20 protein-coding genes and 1 tRNA gene are annotated in these 23290 nt (G+C 38.9%); 8 read left to right on the forward strand and 13 right to left on the reverse strand.

The genetic code is table 11. The features are described from left to right. Positions 1-25: 25 nt before the first annotated feature. The 3 genes from ACOQO1_RS14375 to ACOQO1_RS14385 all read right to left on the reverse strand — a co-directional run bounded on the left by ACOQO1_RS14375 (position 26) and on the right by ACOQO1_RS14385 (position 3985). Positions 26-892 (reverse strand): MBL fold metallo-hydrolase, encoded by an 867-nt coding sequence (locus ACOQO1_RS14375; RefSeq protein ID WP_420603574.1) that lies wholly within the window; start codon positions 890-892, stop codon positions 26-28. An 85-nt stretch (positions 893-977) separates the two neighbouring features. Next, positions 978-3200 (reverse strand): SulP family inorganic anion transporter, encoded by a 2223-nt coding sequence (locus ACOQO1_RS14380; RefSeq protein WP_420603575.1) that lies wholly within the window; start codon positions 3198-3200, stop codon positions 978-980. Next, a complete protein-coding gene (locus ACOQO1_RS14385) occupies positions 3197-3985 on the reverse strand; it encodes a universal stress protein (protein ID WP_420603576.1) in 789 nt (262 codons plus the stop codon). Before ACOQO1_RS14385 ends, ACOQO1_RS14380 begins: the two co-directional genes overlap by 4 nt. Before the next feature lie 185 nt (positions 3986-4170). On the opposite strand from ACOQO1_RS14385, the gene ACOQO1_RS14390 reads away from it, so the two are divergent. Next, positions 4171-5997 (forward strand): cation:proton antiporter, encoded by a 1827-nt coding sequence (locus ACOQO1_RS14390; RefSeq protein ID WP_420603577.1) that lies wholly within the window; start codon positions 4171-4173, stop codon positions 5995-5997. A gap of 9 nt (positions 5998-6006) precedes the next feature. Here ACOQO1_RS14390 and ACOQO1_RS14395 read toward each other — a convergent pair whose 3' ends face one another. From ACOQO1_RS14395 to ACOQO1_RS14405, 3 genes are all read right to left on the reverse strand, one after another. After that, complete coding sequence (locus ACOQO1_RS14395; RefSeq protein ID WP_420603578.1) at positions 6007-7407, reverse strand: hypothetical protein; 1401 nt, start codon at positions 7405-7407, stop codon at positions 6007-6009. A 65-nt stretch (positions 7408-7472) separates the two neighbouring features. Beyond that, entirely contained in the window at positions 7473-9125 is a 1653-nt protein-coding gene (locus ACOQO1_RS14400) for a sensor histidine kinase (protein WP_420603579.1), read from the reverse strand. A 178-nt stretch (positions 9126-9303) separates the two neighbouring features. Beyond that, positions 9304-10080 carry a response regulator gene (locus ACOQO1_RS14405; RefSeq protein WP_420603580.1) on the reverse strand — a complete coding sequence of 259 codons (777 nt, stop codon included), beginning with the start codon at positions 10078-10080 and terminating at the stop codon, positions 9304-9306. 11 nt (positions 10081-10091) lie between these two features. Between ACOQO1_RS14405 and ACOQO1_RS14410 the strand changes: the two genes are divergently transcribed. Beyond that, a complete protein-coding gene (locus tag ACOQO1_RS14410) occupies positions 10092-10352 on the forward strand; it encodes a hypothetical protein (protein WP_420603581.1) in 261 nt (86 codons plus the stop codon). A 12-nt stretch (positions 10353-10364) separates the two neighbouring features. Here ACOQO1_RS14410 and lepA read toward each other — a convergent pair whose 3' ends face one another. After that, positions 10365-12161, reverse strand: coding sequence for a translation elongation factor 4 (lepA, locus tag ACOQO1_RS14415; RefSeq protein ID WP_420603582.1), 1797 nt, complete (start codon positions 12159-12161; stop codon positions 10365-10367). Positions 12162-12318: 157 nt separating this feature from the next. On the opposite strand from lepA, the gene ACOQO1_RS14420 reads away from it, so the two are divergent. Further along, positions 12319-14736 (forward strand): outer membrane beta-barrel protein, encoded by a 2418-nt coding sequence (locus tag ACOQO1_RS14420; RefSeq protein ID WP_420603583.1) that lies wholly within the window; start codon positions 12319-12321, stop codon positions 14734-14736. 51 nt (positions 14737-14787) lie between these two features. Continuing rightward, the gene (dusB, locus tag ACOQO1_RS14425; protein ID WP_420603584.1) at positions 14788-15780 is read left to right on the forward strand and encodes a tRNA dihydrouridine synthase DusB; all 993 of its coding nucleotides are present in this window, start codon (positions 14788-14790) and stop codon (positions 15778-15780) included. Here dusB and ACOQO1_RS14430 read toward each other — a convergent pair. Continuing rightward, positions 15777-16988: an ABC transporter permease gene (locus ACOQO1_RS14430; protein WP_420603585.1), complete on the reverse strand. Its 1212-nt coding sequence runs from the start codon at positions 16986-16988 to the stop codon at positions 15777-15779. The two genes, dusB and ACOQO1_RS14430, sit on opposite strands and share 4 nt — an antisense overlap. 2 nt (positions 16989-16990) lie before the next feature. Beyond that, positions 16991-17383 (reverse strand): 30S ribosome-binding factor RbfA, encoded by a 393-nt coding sequence (gene rbfA / locus ACOQO1_RS14435; RefSeq protein WP_420603586.1) that lies wholly within the window; start codon positions 17381-17383, stop codon positions 16991-16993. 102 nt (positions 17384-17485) lie between these two features. Between rbfA and mce the strand changes: the two genes are divergently transcribed. Then, a complete protein-coding gene (gene mce / locus ACOQO1_RS14440) occupies positions 17486-17893 on the forward strand; it encodes a methylmalonyl-CoA epimerase (RefSeq protein WP_420603587.1) in 408 nt (135 codons plus the stop codon). 60 nt (positions 17894-17953) lie between these two features. Then, positions 17954-18027, forward strand: a tRNA-Ile gene (locus ACOQO1_RS14445). 178 nt (positions 18028-18205) lie between these two features. Here ACOQO1_RS14445 and ACOQO1_RS14450 read toward each other — a convergent pair. The 3 genes from ACOQO1_RS14450 to ACOQO1_RS14460 form a co-directional block, all read right to left on the reverse strand. Continuing rightward, entirely contained in the window at positions 18206-18937 is a 732-nt protein-coding gene (locus ACOQO1_RS14450) for a GNAT family N-acetyltransferase (protein WP_420603588.1), read from the reverse strand. Positions 18938-18943: 6 nt separating this feature from the next. Continuing rightward, positions 18944-19390 carry a DMT family transporter gene (locus ACOQO1_RS14455; protein WP_420603589.1) on the reverse strand — a complete coding sequence of 149 codons (447 nt, stop codon included), beginning with the start codon at positions 19388-19390 and terminating at the stop codon, positions 18944-18946. A gap of 75 nt (positions 19391-19465) precedes the next feature. Continuing rightward, on the reverse strand, positions 19466-20065 hold the full coding sequence (locus ACOQO1_RS14460; protein ID WP_420603590.1) for a Crp/Fnr family transcriptional regulator: 600 nt from the start codon (positions 20063-20065) through the stop codon (positions 19466-19468). 127 nt (positions 20066-20192) lie between these two features. Between ACOQO1_RS14460 and ACOQO1_RS14465 the strand changes: the two genes are divergently transcribed. Continuing rightward, positions 20193-22004, forward strand: coding sequence for a PAS domain-containing protein (locus ACOQO1_RS14465; RefSeq protein ID WP_420603591.1), 1812 nt, complete (start codon positions 20193-20195; stop codon positions 22002-22004). 3 nt (positions 22005-22007) lie between these two features. Continuing rightward, a complete protein-coding gene (locus ACOQO1_RS14470) occupies positions 22008-22424 on the forward strand; it encodes a response regulator (RefSeq protein ID WP_420603592.1) in 417 nt (138 codons plus the stop codon). Positions 22425-22441: 17 nt separating this feature from the next. Here ACOQO1_RS14470 and ACOQO1_RS14475 read toward each other — a convergent pair whose 3' ends face one another. Continuing rightward, a complete protein-coding gene (locus ACOQO1_RS14475; RefSeq protein ID WP_420603593.1) occupies positions 22442-23197 on the reverse strand; it encodes a sulfite exporter TauE/SafE family protein in 756 nt (251 codons plus the stop codon). Positions 23198-23290: the final 93 nt, after the last annotated feature.

Here is a 23290-nt window from a genome sequence, read left to right on the forward strand (position 1 = left end):
TCGTATTTTATTGAAATGTAAAACTTTATTGTGATTTGAATATTTCATCGAAAGAAAACAATTCGTCCAATCGTACTCCTTTTTCAGTTTGTTTTAGGGTGCAAAGTTGATTGTGGGCATCATGTTCAAAGAACAAAAGCCAATTGTTTTCAACGGCATTGTTTAAAAAGTTGGCCTTTTCGTCCAAGGTTAACAAAGGTCTGGTGTCATAACCCATAACGTACGGTAGGGGAATGTGCCCAACCGTAGGGATAAGATCTGCCATAAAGACGATTGTTTTCCCTTTATAATTCAATTTTGGAAGCATCATTTTTTCCGTATGTCCATCCACAAAAAAGATACCAAACCCCAATTCCGATTGATCAACAAACCCAACGTTGTGCTGTTGTACAAAGTTGAGCTGGCCACTTTCTTGCATGGGCAGTAGGTTCTCTTTTAAAAAGGAAGCCTTTTCACGGGCATTGGGTTTTATGGCCCATTCCCAATGATTTTTGTTGGTCCAAAAACGGGCATTTTTAAAAGCGGGCTCATAACCGGTCCTGTCCTTGTTCCATTGTATGCTTCCTCCACAGTGATCAAAATGCAAGTGGGTCAAGAACACATCTGTAATGTCATCCCTATGGAATCCCAATTCCTTTAGAGAATTGCCCAAGGAATGATTGCCCCAACGGTAATAATAACCAAAGAATTTTTCAGATTGTTTGTTACCCATTCCATTGTCAATCAAAATAAGCTTGTCACCATCTTGAATGAGCAAACATCGTCCGGCAATGTCGATCATATTGTTGGAGTCTGCCGGATTGGTTTTGTTCCAAATGGATTTTGGGACGACGCCAAACATTGCGCCTCCATCTAGCTTAAAATTACCGGTCTCAACAGGATAAATAGTCATTCAGAAAATAAATGCCGTGCAAAATAAGAAAAGCCTGATGCAAATTGTTAAAAAATGATGGTTTATTGGCCGTATTTTAACAAAATCAGATAACCAAAGAAGGCTTTAAGAGCTTTTGGAGCTGTAGGCCAAAGTAAATCATGGCCTTTATTTCCTGTACGCTCAACAACCGCTCTTTTTTAAGAATGAACAAGGAGTTTCCGTTGGATTCGATATGATAATAGGGATTGCTTTCCAGAAACAAGATAAGCTCATCATGGAACAAATCTTGTATTTCACTTGTTTTTTCTCCACTTAAAAAGAACCTTCGGTTAAAATCGGGATGATTTTCAATCGTAATATCCTTAAACCCCGCTAACTTATAAATTCGTTCCAAAAGGCCTTCTTTGTCCAAGGTGAATACCGGAAATTGATGAGGCAGGTCAATGTGCATTACAGTTGATTTAATTACCTCTTTGGCCACAAAGGCACCTTCGGTAAACTCTAGATCAAACACGGAGCAGTTGTCCTTGGCATCAACCAGATGGTTGTACAAATAGCTTATTTCACGGGTTTTGAAAAAGATAAAATCGGATAAAAAAGCAGTTTCCGTATTTTTTTTGGCGCGATATTCCCAACCAAGCTCCGTTGTGGTTTTTTCCAAATGCGATTGCCTACGGGTAAGGTACTTTTCAATGGGCTTTAAAGTTTCCAAAGGAAGAATCTTCCGTATGGCAAAGGGGTGCTTTGAATCGGTGCCATGTTTGTCCAACCCTACAATTTCTATACTACCTCCCTTTTTGGAGAAAACCTGCATATAGGATTCCAAGCCTTCCATTACGGTATGGTCCACAAATCCGCACATAGAAAAATCAACGATCACGTTTTGATCCTCTGGAATGGCATCCAACTTGTTTTTGAGCTTAAAAAAGTTGAGAAAACTGCAAAAATACTTAACGCTTACATAATAGTTTTTCTCCTCGTGTTCTTGAAAAAGAAGCACATTGGGTTTAAAAAGGTTTCCAACAAACAAGAACGCGCTTCTGTTGATGATGATGTGGATAAGCAAGGTGGTAAGGATACCCATGCTTATGCCAGTAATAAGATTGGTGAAAAGCGTAGTGACCAGTGTGGCCAAAAAAATGATGATTTGCTCCTTTCCAATTTTTGCCACCTTTCTGAAGGTCTTTGGAGTGGCCAGTTTATATCCTGTGTATACCAAAATAGCGGCAAGGGCTGCCAAGGGAATTTTTTTGAGCTGCTCTTGAAACAACAAAATAAAGATGACCAGAAAAGTAGCATGGAAAAAGTTAGCCGATCTGTTTGTGGCACCATTGTTCACATTTACTGAGCTTCGGGCGATTACCGTGACCACATTTAACCCTCCTACCAAACCACTTAAGGAAGTTGCCAAACCCAATGCCTTTAAATCCTTATTTACATTGGATCGCCTACTTTGGGAGTCCAACTTGTCCACTGCTTTAATGCTCAATAAGGATTCTATGCTGGCAATAAGGGTAATTGCAAAGACACTTACAATAAAATCTTTTTGCAATGCTTTTGAAAAATCCGGAAAAGCCAGATTGGAAAGCACGTTATCAGGAATAGAGATAAGATAGGAGGCATCCATTGGAAAAGGCAGGTTCAACCATCCAAAGGAATAACTAAAACTTACCGACAATATCAATATCCACATAGGTGCCGGGATCAGCTGAAAATACTTGTTTCTGATTTTTGAATAAAAAATCATGATTAAAAGGCTCACAATGCCAATTCCAGCAGCAACGAACTCTTCAACGGTGGCATTTTGGACCAGATCAATTAATCCGTTTGGAATTTGGGCCAACAACTGAACAATACTTCCATGTTCATTGTTATGGCCGATCATAATATGGAATTGCTTTGCAAAAATGCCCCAGCCAATGGCTGCTAGCATTCCCTCGATGGCTGAAGCTGGGAAAAAATCGGCAAGGCGCCCCATTTTTAGGAAACCGAGCAACAACATTAAAACTCCGGAGACTACAATGGCCGCCAAGGTAAACAGATAGCCTTGGTAAAGGTCTCCGCCACCCAAAGTGGTAATGGCTCCCAAAAGCACAATGACCAATCCGTTTCCCGGACCGGTAATGGTAACATTTGAACCTCCTAACAAGGCCACCACGGTTCCGCCAACAATAGCTGCAATGATTCCGGAAATGGGCGGTGCATCACTTGCAATGGCCAGACCAAGGCCCAGCGGAAGCGCAATCAAAGAAACCACAAAACCTGAAAACAGGTTTTTGGGCAAGTCTTTAACAAAGAGTTTGGTATGGCTAGTTTTTGGCGTCAATGGGTTTTTCTAACTATAAGTAGGTCTGTTGGTAAATCGGATAAAATATATTCTATATCGTGTGGAAAAACCCGATCCAGAAGCCCTGTCTTTTTTGGTGCGTTCATCACCAATAAATCGGCACGGACAACTTCGGCGTAATGACCAATGGAATATCCCCGTTTTCCGAAAATACTCTGGGTTTTGACTTTTAAATTTTTTAGATAATCTCCGGGTATTGACTTCAGGAGTTTTCTAACTCTTGAGTCTTCACGATGTCTTAAGCGCTCTTTTAAAATAGAGGCTTTTTTCAGGGATTTATCATCTTGAACGCTTACCGCAACTTCCTTTTGCCGAATTTCCTCAACAATGGTCAACTGTTTGGCTCCCAAAGCGTTTGATACATAAACTGCGTTAGAAATTGCCAAAGCAGTTCCTTCATCCTCCAAACCATTTACCACAACATGTTTGCAGGGAATCCTTTCCTCAGAAGGTTTTATCAAAAGTAACACAGAACAACACACTTTTCTGGTCAATTTTCTGGCAATGGATCCTACATAAAATTGATATAGATTTTCATGCTGAAGGGCACCCAGGATAAGAAGGTCAATATTTGAACTTTTGCAGGTTTCCAATAAAACTTGATCTGGTTTCCCAGTTTTCCACTCAATGGAGACCTCAAGATCTTTATGTTCAATCTGTGATAGGATCTCCAAAATCTGCCGCTCTTTTTCCTCGGTTTTCTCACCCACGTGCAACAAGAGCAGCTTGGCTTTAAAAAAATGGGCTATCCTTGAAGTTTCCATGATATTGATTTTCAGGGAAGGCGAAAAGGCAAATCCAAATAAGACAGTTTTAAATGGGTGATTCAAGGATTCTTCATTTAGATAAGGCGCCAATATAGTACATAATGAACAAAGAGATAACAGTGCTTTTTTAGATTAGTTAAATTTTTGAAGGAAAAGCTGTATTTTTCAAGAAAACTATAAGGATGTTAGAGCTTGCAGGGATTATTATTCTTGGGATTATTGCACAATGGGTTGCATGGCGCTTTAAATTACCTGCAATTTTGCCACTTATTTTAATTGGTCTATTGGTGGGCCCGATCGCTACGCTTTATACTGATGATGGCTCAAAACTGATAGAACCGATCTGGAATGGGGAAAAAGGATTGTTCCCTGGTGAAGGACTGTATTATTTTGTGTCTTTGGCTATAAGCATTATCCTTTTTGAAGGAGGGCTTACCTTAAAGCGCTCCGAAATCAAGAATGTTGGCCCTGTGATTACCAAATTGATAACCCTGGGCTCCGTGGTCACCTTTTTTGGCGCGGGAATCGCAGCACATTATATTTTTGGCCTTTCTTGGCAGATTTCGTTTTTGTTTTCCGCATTGATCATTGTTACCGGCCCTACGGTGATAACACCGATTCTTAGGAATATCCCATTAAAAAAAGATGTCTCCGCTGTGTTAAAATGGGAGGGAATTCTAATTGATCCCATTGGTGCTTTGGTGGCTGTATTGGTTTTTGAATTTATAAGTGTTGGAGAGGGAAGCGCCTTTACACAGACCGCTTTGGTAGAGTTTGGTAAAATTCTATTGTTTGGATTCACTTTTGGATTCACCTTTGCCCATGCATTGGCATTTGCCATCAAAAAGAACTTCATTCCACATTATTTAATGAACGTAGTTTCACTTTCCGTTGTGCTTTTGGTATTTGTGGAGTCGGATGTCTTTGCGCATGAATCTGGTTTATTGGCGGTAGTGGTTATGGGAATGGTTTTGGGAAATATGAATCTGCCCAATCTAAAAGAGCTGCTCTATTTTAAGGAATCGTTGAGTGTGCTTCTGATTTCCATTCTGTTCATATTGTTGGCGGCCAATATCAATATCAGCGATATGATGTTGATCTTCAATTGGAACACAGCAATCCTGTTTGCAGTAATTGTTTTTATTATTAGGCCGTTGGGTGTTTTTTTAAGCACAAAAGGCTCAGGCCTAAAATTGAATGAGAAACTGTTCATTGGTTGGGTGGGGCCACGAGGTATTGTTGCGGCCGGTATTGCCTCACTATTTGGATCCAAATTATTAGTCAAGGGTGAGCCTGGGGCCGAGTATATTACTCCTTTGGTGTTTATGATTGTTTTGGGAACCGTACTCCTAAATGCCACAACCGCTAGGGCTTTTGCCAAAATGATAGGGGTGTTTTTGACAAAGTCCGAAGGTATTTTGATTATCGGTGCTTCAAAAGTATCCCGTTTGATTGGAAATTACCTAAAGAAAAACAATAGGCATGTAGTGCTCATAGACAACAATGACACCAATGTTGAAAAAGCAAAAAACTTAGGTTTGGAGGCCATGTCGGCGAACATTTTTTCCGACACGTTAACGGACAATATCGAACTGAACGATATGGGATATTTAATGGCCCTAACCGGAAATTCGGACATCAACAAGTTTGCCATTGATAAGTTCAAGGATCAATTTGGTGAAAATGGGGCGTTTCGTTTGGTCAATTCTGAAGAAATGAACGACCCTGAAAATAATCCGATAGAAGGGCTTTTTTCGCATACGGATGATTTCATCAAACTCATGGATGCCGTGCGTAAATACCCGGCCATCCATGAAATTGACTTGAGAGACAAGAAACACTATGATAGTCTTATCGATATCACCCTAAAGGATAACGACATTATTCCGGTTTTCACCAAATCTCCTGATGGAAGTATAGAGATCATGCCTGCTAACAGCAAGGATTTCTCTCCGAATGGTGAAGGGCACAAGTTGGTGTATTTGGGAAAGATGTTTGACATAGATTAATAATTGATATTATTTTTTTGAAAGTGAAACACGCCCACTTAAAACAAAAGCACCCAGGCTACCTTCTCCAAATGAAATATTCACATAGTTTATGGTGATTATAACAGTTTCTAAAGGCCTCCAAAAGGGACCAACGCTATAGGTAAGCCCACCTTCTCCACCTTCACTTGTAGAAATGGCATAACCCAAACCAGCTTCCGCACCAAAGACATCGCTAAAACCATAGCTGGCTTTAGCCATAACGGGGATAAAACTTTCACCTTCGGTCTCAAAACCAAAATCGGTTTCTTTACCTGTATATCTGCTATAACCTGCTGTTGCACCAATTTGAAAATCTTCGGTTAGGCTTTGATAGTAACCAATACCCGCACTATAGGTTAAGCCAAAAAAATCGGCCTCATCCCCAATTGTAGGACCTGCGCCTACGGTAATGGAAAAACCATCACCCGACCAATCGTAATCGAAATTGACCTCATCAGTACTTGTTTTACTGTCCTCTTCTTTTTTTTCTGGGCAGCAGACCACATTACTTATTGATAATTTTGGATTAGAAACACTGGTGTTAAAAACAATGTTTGTAGCAGTTGAAAGGGAAGTAACTTTACCGGTATATTTATATACCGCCGTACTCAATGTGCTTTGATTCGAACCTTCTTGACAACCACAGTCATAATCTATAACTGAAGTGAATAACCACTCCGAGTTTGGGTATTTATTCTTGGTTTCACGTATGGAATTCTTAACGGATACACTACAGTCTTTTCTGGGATATTCGATATAGTCTTCATATTGGTAAGCACTATATAAATGAGCTGCCCTTAACCCTTTTGATTTATCATATTGAGCTCTTAAATATTCTAAGTCATTTTTACTTAAATCCCCAATAGATTTTCCTGTAAAAAGGGAAATAAAATCGATAAAGTCCTTCGAGTTGCTTGAGGTGCTCAAAAGTTTATCTAGAAGTGTTTTAAAACTGTCTTTGTCAACCTCAACCTCGAGATTTTTTTTGTTTTTATCCAACAGACTACCAATCAAATTACTCCTGTTTTCGTCTAAAAACAGTTCGAACATTCCTTGAAACCTGTAATTGGTTTCGGATTTGAAACCCTCTGTAACATATTTGTCCTCCTTTAGATTTTTTACATAACTGAAAGGGTCACAAGTTTGGGCATTTGCATTTACATAATTTGCATTCGCTTTGCGAAACATATCCAGAAAAGCACTCTCAATATGTTTATACTCTTCCTCTGCTCTTTTATTGATATAAGCTTGTTTTGCAAGATTAGCTTGTTCTATGGCCTTTTCAACTGCTTCCTTAGCCTGAATTGTTGTCTCTTGAGAATAACTGTAGAATAGAAAAAGGCATATTACGAATGTTATCAGAGATTTAGAAGGAATATTGAATTTCATGGCCCGCTCTTTTTAGTTAATAAACCAAATAGAAGGTTTTAAAGAAGGTAAAACAATACCAGAACTCAGGTATATTTTGTAGGAATTATGACCAAGACCGAGGTGCCTTTACCCTGAATGGAATCAAAAAGGAACTCCCCATTAAGTTGTGTCACCCTAGATCTAATATTTTTTAGTCCAATGCCGGGTGAGCCGTTCTTTTGGGAGACACCTTGTCCATCATCCTCAAAACTTAGCGTAACGGAGTTATTATGCCCAAACAACTGAATATCCACCATGGAAGCATTGGCATGTTTAATGACGTTCTGGAGCAATTCCTGAACAATTCTAAACAGATGGGTGGAAATGTTCTCATTAAGTTTTTCTGGAAACTGAAAGGTGTTGAAGTTTACGGTCAGTTGCTCTGTTTTCTCAATGGTCTCTACTAATTCATCAATGGCACCTGAGAGTCCTACAAGTGAAATTTCAGCTGGGGTAATACTGTGTGCCACGGTCCTTACATCCTCGCAAATATCGTCGAATTCCTTTTGCATTTTTTCATCGGTATATTTAGAGCTGAATAGCCTTTTCAGGTTGGCTATCTTACTGCCTATATTGTCATGAAGCTCACCTCCCACACGTTTTCGTTCGTCTTCTTGGCCTTGAACAAAGGCATTGAGGAATTTTTGCTGTTGAAGCACAAGTTTGTTGGCAAGTACATTTCTTTCTTGATAAATCTGCCCAACTACCAAGGTCAGCGTTATAGTAAGAAAGAATATTTCGATGGCCGAGGCGTAAAAAATTCCTGGAAGGCCGTAAAATGAAAACTTTAAAAGCCCAAAACTATGGTGCAATACCAGAAGGATGGACCCGAAGGCCATGAACAAATATGAAATAGTAAAATAGGCGCCTATTTTTTTATTGTGCTTAATGTATACGAATATTTCATAGACCAGCGCACAGATTAAAAACACAAGGGACAGGTACCATAATTTCATAAAGAACTCAATTTGTGCAGCATACATAGAATTTGCCATGAAATGCAGAAAAATTCGAAATGCAAATTGAAAAACAATGACCACCTCAACACTTCTTTTGAGTTTGGGCAGGTACTCCTTCGCCATAAGAATTTGTTGGGCAAAAAGAACAAAAGTGGCCGTAGAGAGTTCAATGGAAATTACATAAATGGCACGTCCCGCATCCAGTGATTCTGCAGGCAAAAGTACGTTGGTGTAACCAAGATAGGAACCAATGAAAATCAACAATACGGTTAGGTAAAGCCCATACAATAAGAAAAGGGTGCGTTTTATAAACACAAATATGAGGGTTGTAAAAAGAATGGACAGCAGGATAAGTCCAACATAGGAGCCAATAGCTATGCTTTGAAAGGCATTCTTGCTATAGTAGGTATCTCTGTCCTGAACAAAAACATCTGTGGCCAAAGGCTTGCCTTTGGATTTTTCAAATACCAGATAATACGATGCTGTTTCATTGGGCAATAAGGTCATGATCACCTTCCAAGTGCGTTCAACTGATTGTTTTAAGGTCTTTATTCCAACATTTCCTGCCAGTTTTAATGTATCCTGTTCAACTTTATAAAGCTTTACATCTTCCAAAAATGGATATGAAAAAGATAAGACAACCTCTTTTGAAGTAGTTGACTCATTCTTTAAAATGAACTTTGAATAGGCCTGGGTTACATCAAAACCCAAATAGACAAAAGACCGATTATCTTTCATAAGGCTGAACCGATCAAGCGTTTCCAAGGTAAATTTGGAATTCGTTTGTTGCGAAACGAAAATTTGAGAAAAATCCTTTAGGTTTTTTGTGATAGAAGTACTGTCTATTACAATATCGTCATTGGAATGAACAGGGGAAGAACAAACTGAAAACAGAAAGAAGAGAGAACAACAAAAGTTATAACAGTTGATTTTCATGTACAAATGTTACAAGTTTAATACTACTATCGACCCCAAGTTTTCTATAAATATTTTTTTTGTGCGTTTCTACCGTCAAAGGGCTAATATGCATTGATTTGGCTATATCGGGAACCTTGTTGCCGCTGCATAAGTGCCTAATTATTTCCTTTTCCCTAGGGGTCAGCTGTATGCGTTTATAAAATCCATCTTTCTTTAATAAATCTTCTTTATTGCTTTTCACCACACCTTCACCATAGTAAAAGTTCGTTTCTTGAGAAACATGCTTTAGCGCATCATTGAGGTCTTCCGAAGAGCAGTTTTTTAGCAAAAACCCATTTGCGCCTTTGGCGATGGTTTTGTTGACAATGGACTTTTTGTTATACATGGTTAGGATAAGCACTTTGATTTCATTCTTGTTGCTCCTGAGTTCCTGTAAAATTTCCAGACCATTTTTATGGGGAAGGTTTAAATCAAGCAATAGAATGTCTGGCTGATGTTTTTCTAGGGAAGTGTTCAGATTAGAATAACTGTTGATGGCATCAATTACATCAAATCCTGAAAAATTTGAGATAATGGAACGCAGTCCATCTATAACAATTTGATGGTCTTCACAAATTAGAATTTTTTGAGGTTGGTTATTCACGATACGTACATCTGTGAAGTAAGTTACAAAAGATTGCTTGGATAAAGGCGCATCCATCAATTGGTTTGGGGCATTGGTCAATTGGAAGGGAAGATTAGATTTTGGCTGCAATACATTTGCTGCATAAACCAAAATTTTTTTAAATGATGAAAAAGTCGATTTTTTCTGTGGTAACCGCTACAATGCTATTTGTTGGATGTTCCAAGGATGATGGCCCAAGCAAAAAATGTGAGTCTTGCGACTTGAGTGATGGTAGAGCAGAAATTTGCGATAACGGGGATGATACCTTTACAGCGAAGTATGGCGGACAAACAGTAGAAATAACCCAAGATCAACTAGACGTTTTGGAACTTACCGCAGAGGAATATATACTGTTGGTATGTGCAACCGGAGGAGGAATTTAAAAGTTCTTTCTTCTAGTCATTCAACTTTAAAACGGCCATAAAAGCTTGTTGTGGAATTTCAACATTCCCAACTTGGCGCATTCTTTTTTTCCCTTTCTTCTGCTTTTCCAACAGTTTTCGTTTACGGGAAATATCACCCCCATAACATTTGGCGGTAACATCTTTTCTCAAGGCCTTTATGGTTTCCCTTGAAATAATTTTGGAACCAATGGCAGCCTGGATTGGAATATCAAACTGTTGCCTTGGAATAAGCTCTTTTAACTTTTCGCACATCTTTTTACCAATAGTGTGTGCATTATCAAAATGGACCAATGCAGATAAAGCATCAACGGGCTGGGCGTTTAAAAGGATATCTACCCGGACCAATTTGGAGGTTCGCATACCTATTGGGGTATAATCGAAAGAAGCATATCCTTTTGAAACGGTTTTCAATCGGTCGTAAAAATCAAAAACGATTTCGGCCAAAGGCATGTCAAAAGTAAGCTCTACACGCTCTGTTGTCAAATACGTCTGATTGGTAATCTGTCCCCGTTTTTCAATACAGAGGGACATTACGTTGCCCACAAAATCAGATTTAGTAATAATAGTTGCCTTTATGTAGGGCTCCTCAACTCTATCAACCGTGGAAGGATCTGGCAAATCTGATGGGTTGTTAACGATAAGTGCAGTTTCCCTGTCCTTTGTTGTATATGCATGATAACTCACGTTGGGAACTGTAGTAATTACGGTCATGTTGAACTCCCGTTCCAATCGCTCCTGGATGATTTCCATGTGCAACATCCCTAAAAATCCACAACGGAAACCAAAGCCAAGGGCAGCACTACTTTCAGGAGTAAACACTAAAGAAGCATCATTGAGCTGAAGCTTTTCCATGGAGGAACGCAATTCTTCAAAATCCTCGGTATCTACAGGGTAAATCCCTGCAAAAACCATGGGCTTTACATCCTCAAAACCGTCAATGGCATTTTGGGTGGGATTACTGGCATCGGTAATGGTATCACCAACTTTTACCTCCCTTGCATCTTTTATCCCTGTTATTAGGTACCCTACATCACCAGAAGAAATGGTAGTTTTAGGCACTTGGGTCAATTTTAAGGTCCCAATTTCATCGGCAAAGTAATCCTTGTTCGTGGCAACAAACTTTATTTTTTGCCCTTTTTTTATTTCTCCATTAATGACCCTAAAATAGGTCTCTACTCCCCTAAAGGGGTTATAAACAGAATCAAACACCAAAGCCTGCAGGGGTTCTTCGGGGTTTCCTTCGGGAGCAGGAACCCGCTCAATTATGGCAGTTAGAATATCCTCAATCCCAATTCCGGTTTTGGCACTGGCTGGGATTACTTCTTCGGGCTTGCATCCCAATAGATCAACAATGTCATCCGTTACTTCCTCAGGGTTGGCACTTGGAAGGTCAACTTTATTGAGGACGGGTATGATTTCCAAATCATTTTCAAGGGCCAGGTATAAATTGGAAATAGTCTGGGCTTGAATGCTTTGCGCAGCATCAACAACCAGAAGAGCTCCTTCGCAGGCGGCAATGGATCGGGAAACCTCATAGGAGAAGTCCACATGCCCGGGAGTATCAATTAGGTTCAACACATAGGTCTCTCCTTGGTGCTCATATTCCATCTGGATGGCATGGCTTTTAATGGTGATGCCACGTTCACGTTCCAAATCCATATTGTCCAAAAGCTGATCTTGTTTTTCACGCTCCGTAACAGAACCTGTATAATCAAGTAAACGGTCGGCCAAAGTGCTTTTCCCGTGATCTATATGCGCAATTATGCAAAAATTCCTAATCTTCTCCATATCAACTACAACTCAATAAAATGAGGATATATAAGCAACTGCAAATATAGGTCTTTTCATTGCCTACAAATGTGTTTTTTGTAAATATGAAAGAGAGAAGGGGTGCTTTGCTCTAAAATATTTTATTAGATTTGATACAGAACCCCAAACTCAACTAATGCGAATCACCTGTATTTTTTTATTGGTGTTTTTGACAGCTCTAAACTTAAGTGCACAAACTTTTCAGATAGAAGGAAAGGTTGTAGACAGTGAAAACAACATCATCCCTTTTGCCAATATTTTACTTTTGCAGGCTTCAGATTCCACTTTTGTACAAGGTACTTCTGCAGATGATAATGGATTATTTGTATTGACAGAGATAGCTCCCGACCTATATTTGTTACAAGCCAGTTATGTGGGTAGAGGTTCTGAACCTAGGGCCTTGGATATCCAGCAAAATGTTTCTCTCGGAGCTTTGGTAATTCCGCTGGAGGCTAACAGTTTGGATGAGGTGGTAGTAACCTCAAAGAGGCCAACACTTCAAAGATTACCGGATAGGCTGGTCTTTTCAGTAGAAAACACTGTGATTTCCCAAGGGAGTTCCTGGGATATTTTGAAAAGTACGCCTGGAGTTATTGTAAATCAGGAAGAGTTGCAAATTAAGGGTCAAAATGCGACAGTATATCTTAATGACAGAAAAGTGCAATTGTCCGGTCAAGAAGTCAAGGACCTTTTGGAAGGTCTTTCAGGAGTTAACATAAAATCGGTGGAAGTGATGGCAAACCCACCAGCAAGATATGATGCTGAAAGTGGACCCATTCTAAACATTGTGACAAGTAAAAACATTGTTCCTGGGTACAAAGGCAGTATTAATGGCACTTACACTCAGGCCGTCTTTCCAAAATTTAGTTTTGGAACTAGCCACTATTACAAAACGGACAAACTGAACTTGTTTGCCAATTATTCCATTAACCCTAAAAAGGAAATAAGAAAGGCAAAAAAAGGGATTAATTTTATTGATAATGATCAAATGGTTTTTTCGAGGTGGAAATCTGAATATAATCAGACCGAAAAATCAATGGTCCATAACGCAAATTTAATACTGGATTACGATTTTGATGATAAGAATAGCTTGAATTTCACCTCCAATCTGGCCATTAACCCCGGCAATGAGCGGATTACCAATTTAGATGCGGAAATAAGAAATGGGCAGAGCCAACTAGACTCTACATTTATTACCCAAAACATGGAGGACATAGACAATACCAACCTTGCATTTGACCTTACTTACGTACATAAACTAAAAAAACCAGGTGCAAAACTATCTTTCAATGGGCATTATACTTATTTTGATGGGTCAGCAATGCAGGGCTTGGCTTCTACTTATTCTGACGGAGGCGGTGGATTTTTGAGAAACTTTGGATTTGACACAAATTCCAAACAAGACATCCAAATTGTTACAGGGCAAGCAGATTATGCGTCACCCATTGGAAATGCGTCAATAGAATCTGGAGTTAAGGTTTCTTCTGTAGAATCTAAAAATAGCATAAGTTTTTTCAATTTTATAGGAAATGATGATAATGTGGATGCGTCCTTGTCGGACGACTACAATTATGATGAAAAGGTATACGCTGGGTATCTAAGTTTTGTAAAAAACTGGGAAAAATGGTCTATGAAACTTGGAGTACGTGGCGAGTTGACTAAGGCCTCAGGAACATCTTTGACATTAAACGAAATTAATACTTTGAACTTTTTTGAGCCCTTTCCATCTCTCTATGTTCTATATTCTCCTTCAGAAAAACACAGTTTTGCATTTGACTATGGACGAAATGTGGATAGACCAAAGTACAATGATTTAAACCCTTTTAGGTTCTTCTTTAATGAAAATGATTTTGAAGAGGGAAACCCTAGGCTTGAACCAAGCTTTAGTAATAATTTCAATTTAAACTACACTTTTAATAGTGAGTTGTTTTTTGATATTTATTATCGGGATAATGGCAATAATATTGCGAGATTGATTTTTCAAAACAATAATAACCAAACGTTGGCAGAGCTAAAACAGAATGTTTTGGCCAGTAAATCTTACGGCTTAGATGTTACAGTTAGTAAAGGGGTAACACCTTTTTGGTTCTTATACGCCTATACCTCTCTATTTCATGAGGAGGAAACGTTTTTGGCAGTTACCAGTAATAATCAAGAGTACACTAATGCTATAGATGGGTTTTATGGATATTTGGCCAACTATCTTACGCTTACAAAAGACGGCACATTTACTGGAGAGCTTGGGATGACTTACATATCTAAATGGCTGCTGGGGTCTTATGTGTCCGATAGTCAGTTAAATGTAACGGCAGGGCTTCGAAAAACCTTGTTGAAAAATAAAATTTCTATTTCTGTATCAGTGGAAGATTTGCTTCAAAAGTACGTGCCTACCTACTCCTCAAGATATCTTAATCAAGACAATTTCTATAGAAGGCGCCCCGAGACCCAATTTATTCGGGTTGGTTTTACCTATAACTTTGGCAATTTTAAACTACAGGACAACCAACGCGGGATTGACAAAAAAGAAAGGGAAAGGTTGGGGACTGAAGAATAATGTATTGATTTATTGGCTTTTCGTATTTTTGCAGTCCAAAAAATTTAGGGTTTGCCAAAAATTGGAAACATAGAGCTTCCTGATTTTCCTTTACTTCTTGCACCGATGGAAGATGTAAGTGACCCACCTTTCCGTGCTTTGTGCAAGGAACAGGGTGCAGATGTGGTATACACTGAATTTATATCCTCGGAAGGGCTTATACGGGATGCTGCAAAAAGTGTCATTAAGCTTGATATTTATGAAAAGGAGCGTCCTGTGGGCATCCAGATTTTTGGCGCTGAACTGGACTCCATGTTGCAGGCCGTGGATATTGTGGAAAAATCCAACCCAGACATTATAGATATTAATTTTGGTTGCCCGGTAAAAAAAGTGGTCAGCAAAAATGCCGGAGCGGGAATTTTAAGGGATATCCCCCTAATGGTGAAATTGACTGAGGAGATTGTGAAACGAACAAAGCTTCCAGTTACGGTAAAGACACGTTTAGGGTGGGATACCGGTTCCATAAAAATTGTGGAAGTTGCTGAAAGACTTCAGGATGTGGGTATTCAAGCCATATCAATTCACGGTCGTACTCGTGTTCAAATGTACAAGGGAGAAGCAGATTGGAAACCTATTGCAGAGGTAAAGAACAACTCTAGAATGCATATTCCCGTTTTTGGAAATGGTGATGTGGATACCCCAGAAGCTGCTGCAAGCATGCGTGATGATTTTGGATTGGATGGCGCCATGATTGGTAGGGCAAGTATTGGTTATCCATGGTTTTTTAAAGAAGTTAAGCACTATTTTAAAACAGGGATCCATTTAGCTCCCCCTACTATGGAAGAAAGGGTGGAAGCAGCCCGAAGACATCTTCAAATGGCCATTGATTGGAAGGGTGAAAAGCTGGGTGTTTTTGAAACCAGAAGGCACTATACCAATTATTTCAAAGGCATTCCACATTTTAAGGAGTATCGTATGAAAATGGTCACCAGTGATGAATCAGCAGATGTTTTTGCTGCATTTGACGAGGTGCTGGAAAAATTTGGAGATTTTCAGTTTGCCTAACTGGAAATCAATCTTTTTGTAACCCTGCTACTTGCAATCTTTGAAGAGATAAAACCCAACACAACGATGGTGGACAAGACCAACAGCACGTTCATTACATTGTATTCAACAGGATAGGCCAATGACGGAGTAATTTTTAGCCAGCGAAAGGCCAATTGTGAAGCTATCAGCAGTGAACCTATCAAAACCCCAATAAGCCCGCCCAACGATGTAACCAAAAGTCCTTGGGTAAAATAAATAGTTCGCAATTCTTTTATTGTAGCTCCCAAACTATACAAAGTTTTTGAATTTTGCTGCTTATCCAAGATCATCATAATTATGGCACCCACCACATTGAAAAGGGCAATAATCAGCACTAGCGTAAAAATGAGGTATGTTGCCAAATTTTCAGTATTCAGCATTCTATGGAGCGTACTATTCTGCTCTTGACGGTCCAGCACCAGAACTTTATTGCCCATAATGGATTTAATGTCTTCCTTAACGGTTTCGATGGTTGCGGTATTGTTTATTTTAAAATTGATTCCTGAAATTTGTGTGCTGTCCTTCTCCAAAAGGGCCTGTACCAAAGAAAGCTGTGCAAACACATATTTTTTATCCAAATTTTCCTCAATGGCATAAACTCCGCTTACCACAATGGGTAACTCATTGTAGGGTTTTGGGGGATTAAGACCCTGTTGAGAAAAAGAACCCTTGCCGGGTTTTGGCACCAAAATGGTCATAGGGGTTTGGTAATTATCAATGGGCACTCCAAGTTGATTGTAAATCCCAATTCCAACCACCCCATTGTACTCCGTGATGCCCCAATTGCCAAAGTACAAGGTACTGTCCACCCCGGTTACTGAGCGGTAATTAGTATCTATACCTTTTATATGGGCAATACAACTTTTTTCACGAAAAGTAAGATAGGCGCGCTCCTCCAGTTCCTTGGAATAATCAGCAATGCCTGCAACGTTTTTCAATGCATTTTCCTCGCTTTGTGAGATGGAAAAATACTTCCCAGTGACGGGCAAAGCCTTCAGGTCTGGATCAAAGGTGTTGGTAAACGACAAGCTAAAGGTTTTTAGACCTGCAAAGGCAGAGAGTACAACAAAAAGTGCTGCTGAGCCGATTACAATCACCAAAAAAGTGATGAAATTGATAATGTTCACAGCATTTTGACTGCTTTTGGATCGCAGGTAACGCTTAGCTATATAAAAAGGAAAATTCAAAATCAGGATTTCTTTCGTTTATCCAGAAGGTCTCTATTTTCAATGGGGTTTTCTTCTCCTTTAAGTGACTTTTCAATTTTATCAATGTACTCTAGGGAATCATCTAGATAAAAATTGAGCTCTGGAACTCGGCGTAATTGGTTTTTTGTACGCTGAGCCAATTCATGTTTAATAAGGCTTTGGTTTGATTTAATCCCTTCTAGTAGCGTATTTCCATCCTTATTGGGAAAAATGCTCACATAGACTTTCGCAATGGATAAATCTGTGGTTACATAGACCTTGGAAACAGAGATTAAAGTTCCCTTTAGCCCTCCATCTGTAGCTGCCCTTTGTAAAATATCAGCCATATCCTTTTGGATGATTCCAGCTATTTTCTTTTGCCGTTGTGTTTCCATAACTGCAAAATAACGGAATTAATGACGAACCTCATGATATGCTTAGCAAACAGTGCTTATTTTTGAGGGTAATTGGAAACTGAAGGTTCAAATAATATTACGATGAATAAAATAGAACACTTGGGAATTGCAGTAAAAAGTTTGGAAGAATCCAATGTCTTATTTGCTAAACTTTTGGGAACTGAACATTATAAGATTGAAGAGGTGGTCTCCGAAGGGGTTCGAACCTCCTTTTTTAAATCTGGTCCCAATAAGATAGAATTGCTGGAAGCAACAAAAGCTGATAGCCCGATTGCCAAGTTTTTGGAAAAAAAAGGAGAGGGCATTCACCATATTGCCTTTGCTGTGGTTGACATAAAAGCTGAAATAGATAGACTTAAAGAAGAGGGCTTTAAGATTTTGAACGAAACCCCAAAAAAAGGAGCCGATAATAAATTGGTGGCGTTTTTGCACCCAAAGGGAACAAATGGGGTTTTGGTGGAACTTTGTCAAGAAATAAAAGAGGTGTAAGGGCGTTAAAACCTTGCGATGAAGAAAAATAAGTAGTAATATTGCATCCGCAAATTCGCGGGTCCTATAGCTCAGTTGGTTAGAGCACCTGACTCATAATCAGGGGGTCCCTGGTTCGAGCCCAGGTGGGACCACTCCAAAAATCCGTAACACATTGAAAAAAAGATGGTTGCGGATTTTTTCTTTTATAAAAACCGACTGAAAATAGTTATTCGTAAAAAACCTTGGCATACTTTGCGTTCCTAGTTGTTTGAAATTTACGGAAAGCATAAGAAGATAATGTGCTCATTGACCTAATGATCGTGTTTTTGACTAGGACTGAAGAATATAATTGCTCATTTTAAAATGTTCTTTAAAACCAAGTTTTAGATAAAGGTTTTTCCCCATATCCGAGGCTTGTAAAGTTACATTTTCCATTCCTTGTTCTAAGCCCCTTGATAATACCGTATGCATCATTTTTTCAGCGAGCCCCTTTCCTCTCATTTCTGGGATAATGCCCATGGCATGGATTCCTAATATATTAGGGCTAGTAGAATGCAAAACCACAGTTCCAACGGGACCGTTTTGATCTTGGGCAATCATAAAATCAACTTCATTATAACTTTGTAGCAGCAATTTATGGCTCACCTTATATTTAAATGCTTTTTGGAGCAAATCTTCCCATAATATGGCAGATTCTTTGTTGTCCACTTTTTTAAGCTTCAAGCCCTCGGAGTTTTTACGATAGTTTTCTAGTGAGAGGAACATCCCAGTTTGCTCAAAGACCTTGCTAAAACCATTTTTTTCCAATAAGGTATGGGAATCATCATTATAAATATGCCAATAGGGTATGGTCAGCTTAACAGGAGATGAAGCAATGATTTTTTTGGCCGATGTAATGGACTCCAGATCGGGAGAATTGTGAAACCACAACCTATTTGGCCAGTCAGAGTAATGAGCACTCCCATACTCAAAGGTTTTTTCTTCGATGCGGGTTCCAACCTGTGTGTTGATCAGTTTCCAAAGAGATGTTAAATTGCTAATATTTTTGTTTGTGATATTCATTATGCCTTAATTTTTTATCAAGATTATTCCCAAAGTCATAGCAACAATGCCGATTAGTTTTTTGCTCGCCACAGGTTCTACAGGTAGCCCAAACCAACCAAAATGCCCTGCAACTACAGAAAAGATGATTTGCCCAAACAAACCAATTGAGACCATAGTGGAAATACCTAATTTTGGAATGGTATGATAATAAAGAGCAATTCCCGCAACGCTAAAAAGAGCTCCAGAGAACCAGAGGTAGAAGGGAACTTCCTTTAGCTGACCAAAAGAAGGGAAGCTTGGATTAACAATGGACAGAACTAAAAAAACGAACAAAGTACTTGCTATATAAACCGCCAGGAGTGTTACTATGGGGCTTTTGAGTTGAACGTTTAATTGCGTGTTAAAACCTGCATGCATTGCCAAAAAGACCCCTCCCACAAATGCTAAAAAGATTGATGTTGATTGCCCCACTATCTTATTTTTTTAATTTATAGGGCAAAAATAGCAAGGTGTATAAGGGCTTGCATTTACATATGTTGATACGCCTTAACTTTTTAAATCTTTCCTAATTCTACTGAGCTGTGTTGGGGTAATGCCAAGGTAAGAGGCGATCAATCGTTGTGGAACTCTCTTTGGCAGTAAGGGATAATTCTTTAAAAAATCCAAATAGCGCTCGGTAGCATTTTGGGCAGCAAAAGAAATTTGGCGCTTTTCATTTTCAATGACCCAATTTTGCTCCAAATAGGCAATATAGAAATTCTTTAAATCCTCATGCTTTAAAATAGTTTGCCTATAAGCGTCATAATTTATTTCAAGAACAATACCATCTTCCAAAGATTCTATTCCAAACCCAGAAGGGGCACCAGTCATCATGGATACCGTTGAACCCGCAAAATTTCCTTCCTGGAAAAAATTTTTTATGTATACATTTTCGTCACTATCGTACCACTGGGAAACAAGGATGCCTTTGCATACAAATAGTATTTTTTTGGCTATTTGACCAACAAATAATATTGTTTCTCCTTTGCTTACCTCCCTAATCTTAATCGATGCGATTAATGCATTAAAGGAATTGGAGGATATGGGTGCATATTTGTTTAACGACTCCTTAAAAAAGTCTATAAAGGTGTCATCGTTAAAAATCATTCATGGCTAATTTATATAGAATAGGAGCAAAATATATTAAATATTGAAGAATTGTTTTAGAGCATCAAAACAAAACATAATATTAGGAAATTTCCTACGTTTTGATATAGATACCTTGAAAAATCAAATGAAAACCAATGCTCAACCTACCATTGCAATTGAAAATCTACCATTTCCCATTGCTTTACTCAATAAAAAATTAGAGATACAAGATTGCTCAAAAGCCTTTTTTGATTTTTTTGAACTGGAGCCCACAAATGCTCAATCGCTTAATTTGATAGAGGTAATTGGGGAATTGCCCGTTTCATTTTCCAAAATCTTAAATAGAAAGACTTTTTTAAATAAGGAACTAAAGGAATTTACGGCTCATGTTACAAGAAAGAATGAATTGAAATGGTTCAAAATGGTATTGTATCCCTCGCAAAGGGAGAAATGCTACTACCTCTATTTTGATGATGTAACACAAAAAAAGAAGACTATAGATCTTTCGCTTCAGGCCGAGCGAGCTGCGAGAATTGGAAGTTGGGAAGTGGACTTGGTCAATCATAAGGTCTTTTGGTCCGATATGACCCGGGAAATTCACGAAGCACCAAAAAGTCATGTTCCCGATCTGGAGACAGGAATTAATTTTTACAAGGAAGGAAAGCATAGAGACCGAATCATTGAAGTAGTTTCAGAATGTATTGAAAAAGGCACTCCTTATGATGAGGAACTCATTCTTGTAACGGCCAAAGGGAATGAAAAATGGGTCAGGGCCATCGGAAGCTCAGAAATGATCAATGGGAAAGCATCCAGGATGTTCGGGGTATTTCAAGATATAGACGAGGAAAAAAGGGCAAGTATAAAATATCAAGAATTGACCGATAGGATGCGAGTTGCGGTTGAAAGTTCTAACATAGGAATATGGGATTATAATATTGTTGACAATATTTTGGTTTGGGACGACAATATGTACAACCTATATGGAGTAAAAAAAGAAGATTTTATCGGAGAGGTGGCCGCTTGGGAAACAACCATTCACCCAAATGATAAAGAGCGAAGTATTAAAGAAGTTGAAATGGCCATACGGGGGGAGAAAAATTTCAATACCGAATTCAGGATCATAACGCCAGAAGGTTCTATACGACACATTCACGGGCAAGGGAAAGTCTTTAAAGATAAAAAGGGGAATCCGGTCCGAATGGTAGGTGCCAATGCTGATATCACACGTATAAAAAAAGTGGATAGACGCCTTAGACAACTATTGAACATTACTGAAAAACAGAACAAAAACCTTTTGAACTTTGCGCATATCGTATCCCATAACCTAAGGTCAAACTCCAGCAACCTTTCTATGCTCACGGGCATGCTATTGGATAATACTGATCCTAAAAATCAGGAGAAGTTCTTAGACATGATCCGCATATCATCAGAACGATTGGATGAAACCGTTGTCCAGCTGAACGAAATTATAAAGATACAATCTGATCATGGCAAGAACCTGCAATGGGTAAAAGTAGAACCGGCACTTAAAAATGCGTTGGAAAGCATTAACGCCCATATTGAGGAAACTGACCCGGACATCAGCATCCAAATCCATAAAGAGCTAAAAGTGTATGCTATAAAACCATATCTGTCCAGTATATTTTTAAACCTTCTAACCAATAGTATCAAGTATAGAAGGCCAAAGGAAAAACTCAAAATAAAGATTAAGGCAAAAACAACATCAAACCAGACAATAATCTCTTTTGAAGATAACGGACGAGGTATTGATTTGAAAAAACATGGAGAAAAACTATTTGGAATGTATAAAACGTTTCATGGGAATAGCGACGCAAAAGGAATAGGTTTATTTATTTCCAAGAACCAGATGGATGCCATGAATGCTACTATTGAAGTAGAGAGTGAAGTGGATAAAGGCACCTCATTTAACTTATATTTTACCAATAAAGCTGAGTAGGGAATGGAAGTAAACAAGGTTTTTTTAGTGGACGATGATGATATTTTTAGGACTGCCGCTGAAATTTTAATCAAATCGGAAGGACTTACAAGTACCGTTGTACAATATGGGAACGGTCTGGATGCGTATAATAGATTGTTGGAGCTGACAGGGACACCCAACGAACTGCCCGATATAATTTTGTTGGATATTAACATGCCAGTGATGAATGGATGGGAATTTTTAGAAGAACTTCGGATGGCCCCTAACTTGATCAACGATCAAGTACATATATATATTCTTACCTCTTCCATTGCTCCGGACGATTTGAACTTATCCAAAGAATACGGGTTTATTCGGGGGTACATTACCAAACCACTTACCAAGGCCGACCTAAAGAAAATGGCAACTACTGCGGCTAACCCTTACGGACAGGTCTAGCGAAAGAGAATAGAAGTTTATTTGAACAACATTGCTATAGCCCCAATGGCGGTGACCACCAAAATAAATCTTTTGTAGTTTTTGTCGTTGATTCTTTTTACAATGGCCACACCGGCAAAAAGCCCCAGAAAAATTGCCGGCAGTAATTTAAGGTCGATTAACAAAGTTTCATAAGAAATGGTCTCCCAAACAAAAACATGGAACGGGAGCTTAAATAGGTTGGTGATAAAAAACAACCAAGCAGCCGTGCCCACAAATTCATTCTTTGGAAGTCGCATGGCCAAAAAGAAAATGTTGGTAAACGCTCCGGCCAAATTCCCTATCATGGTGCATACCCCAGCCATGATTCCTATTAGACCTGAAAATAACCAATGTGATGGAACATGTTCAGATTTTCTTTTATCCCACCAATACAACATACCCAAACTAATGAAAATCACCACTACCATCCCCATCTTGAATTCCGTTTCAGGAAGGTCTTTGCCCACAACAACACCAATTAAAATTCCGGCCAGCATCCAGGGCAAAAACTTTATAATGTATTTCCATTGCGTATGTCTGTTGTAATAAAAAACGGCAAAAACGTCGCCTACCATTAATAAGGGCATGATTAATCCTGTAGATTCTTTGGCACCAAAGGCAAGGGCAAGCAAGGTTACATTAAATGTGGCAAGTCCTTTTAATCCTGCTTTTGATGTTCCCATTAAGAAGGTAGCTGTGGCAGCCATTACCCAGGCACTTATGGAAATGTGATCAGTGAATAATGAAAACATGAAGCTTCTTGTGCAATCGGGAACAAAAGTAGGCATTAAAAACACGATGGTCATTATTGGCCAATAGCACGTATCAAAAGGATTTTAATCTGT

This window comes from Flagellimonas sp. (assembly GCF_965222555.1).
Classification (GTDB): Bacteria; Bacteroidota; Bacteroidia; order Flavobacteriales; family Flavobacteriaceae; genus Flagellimonas.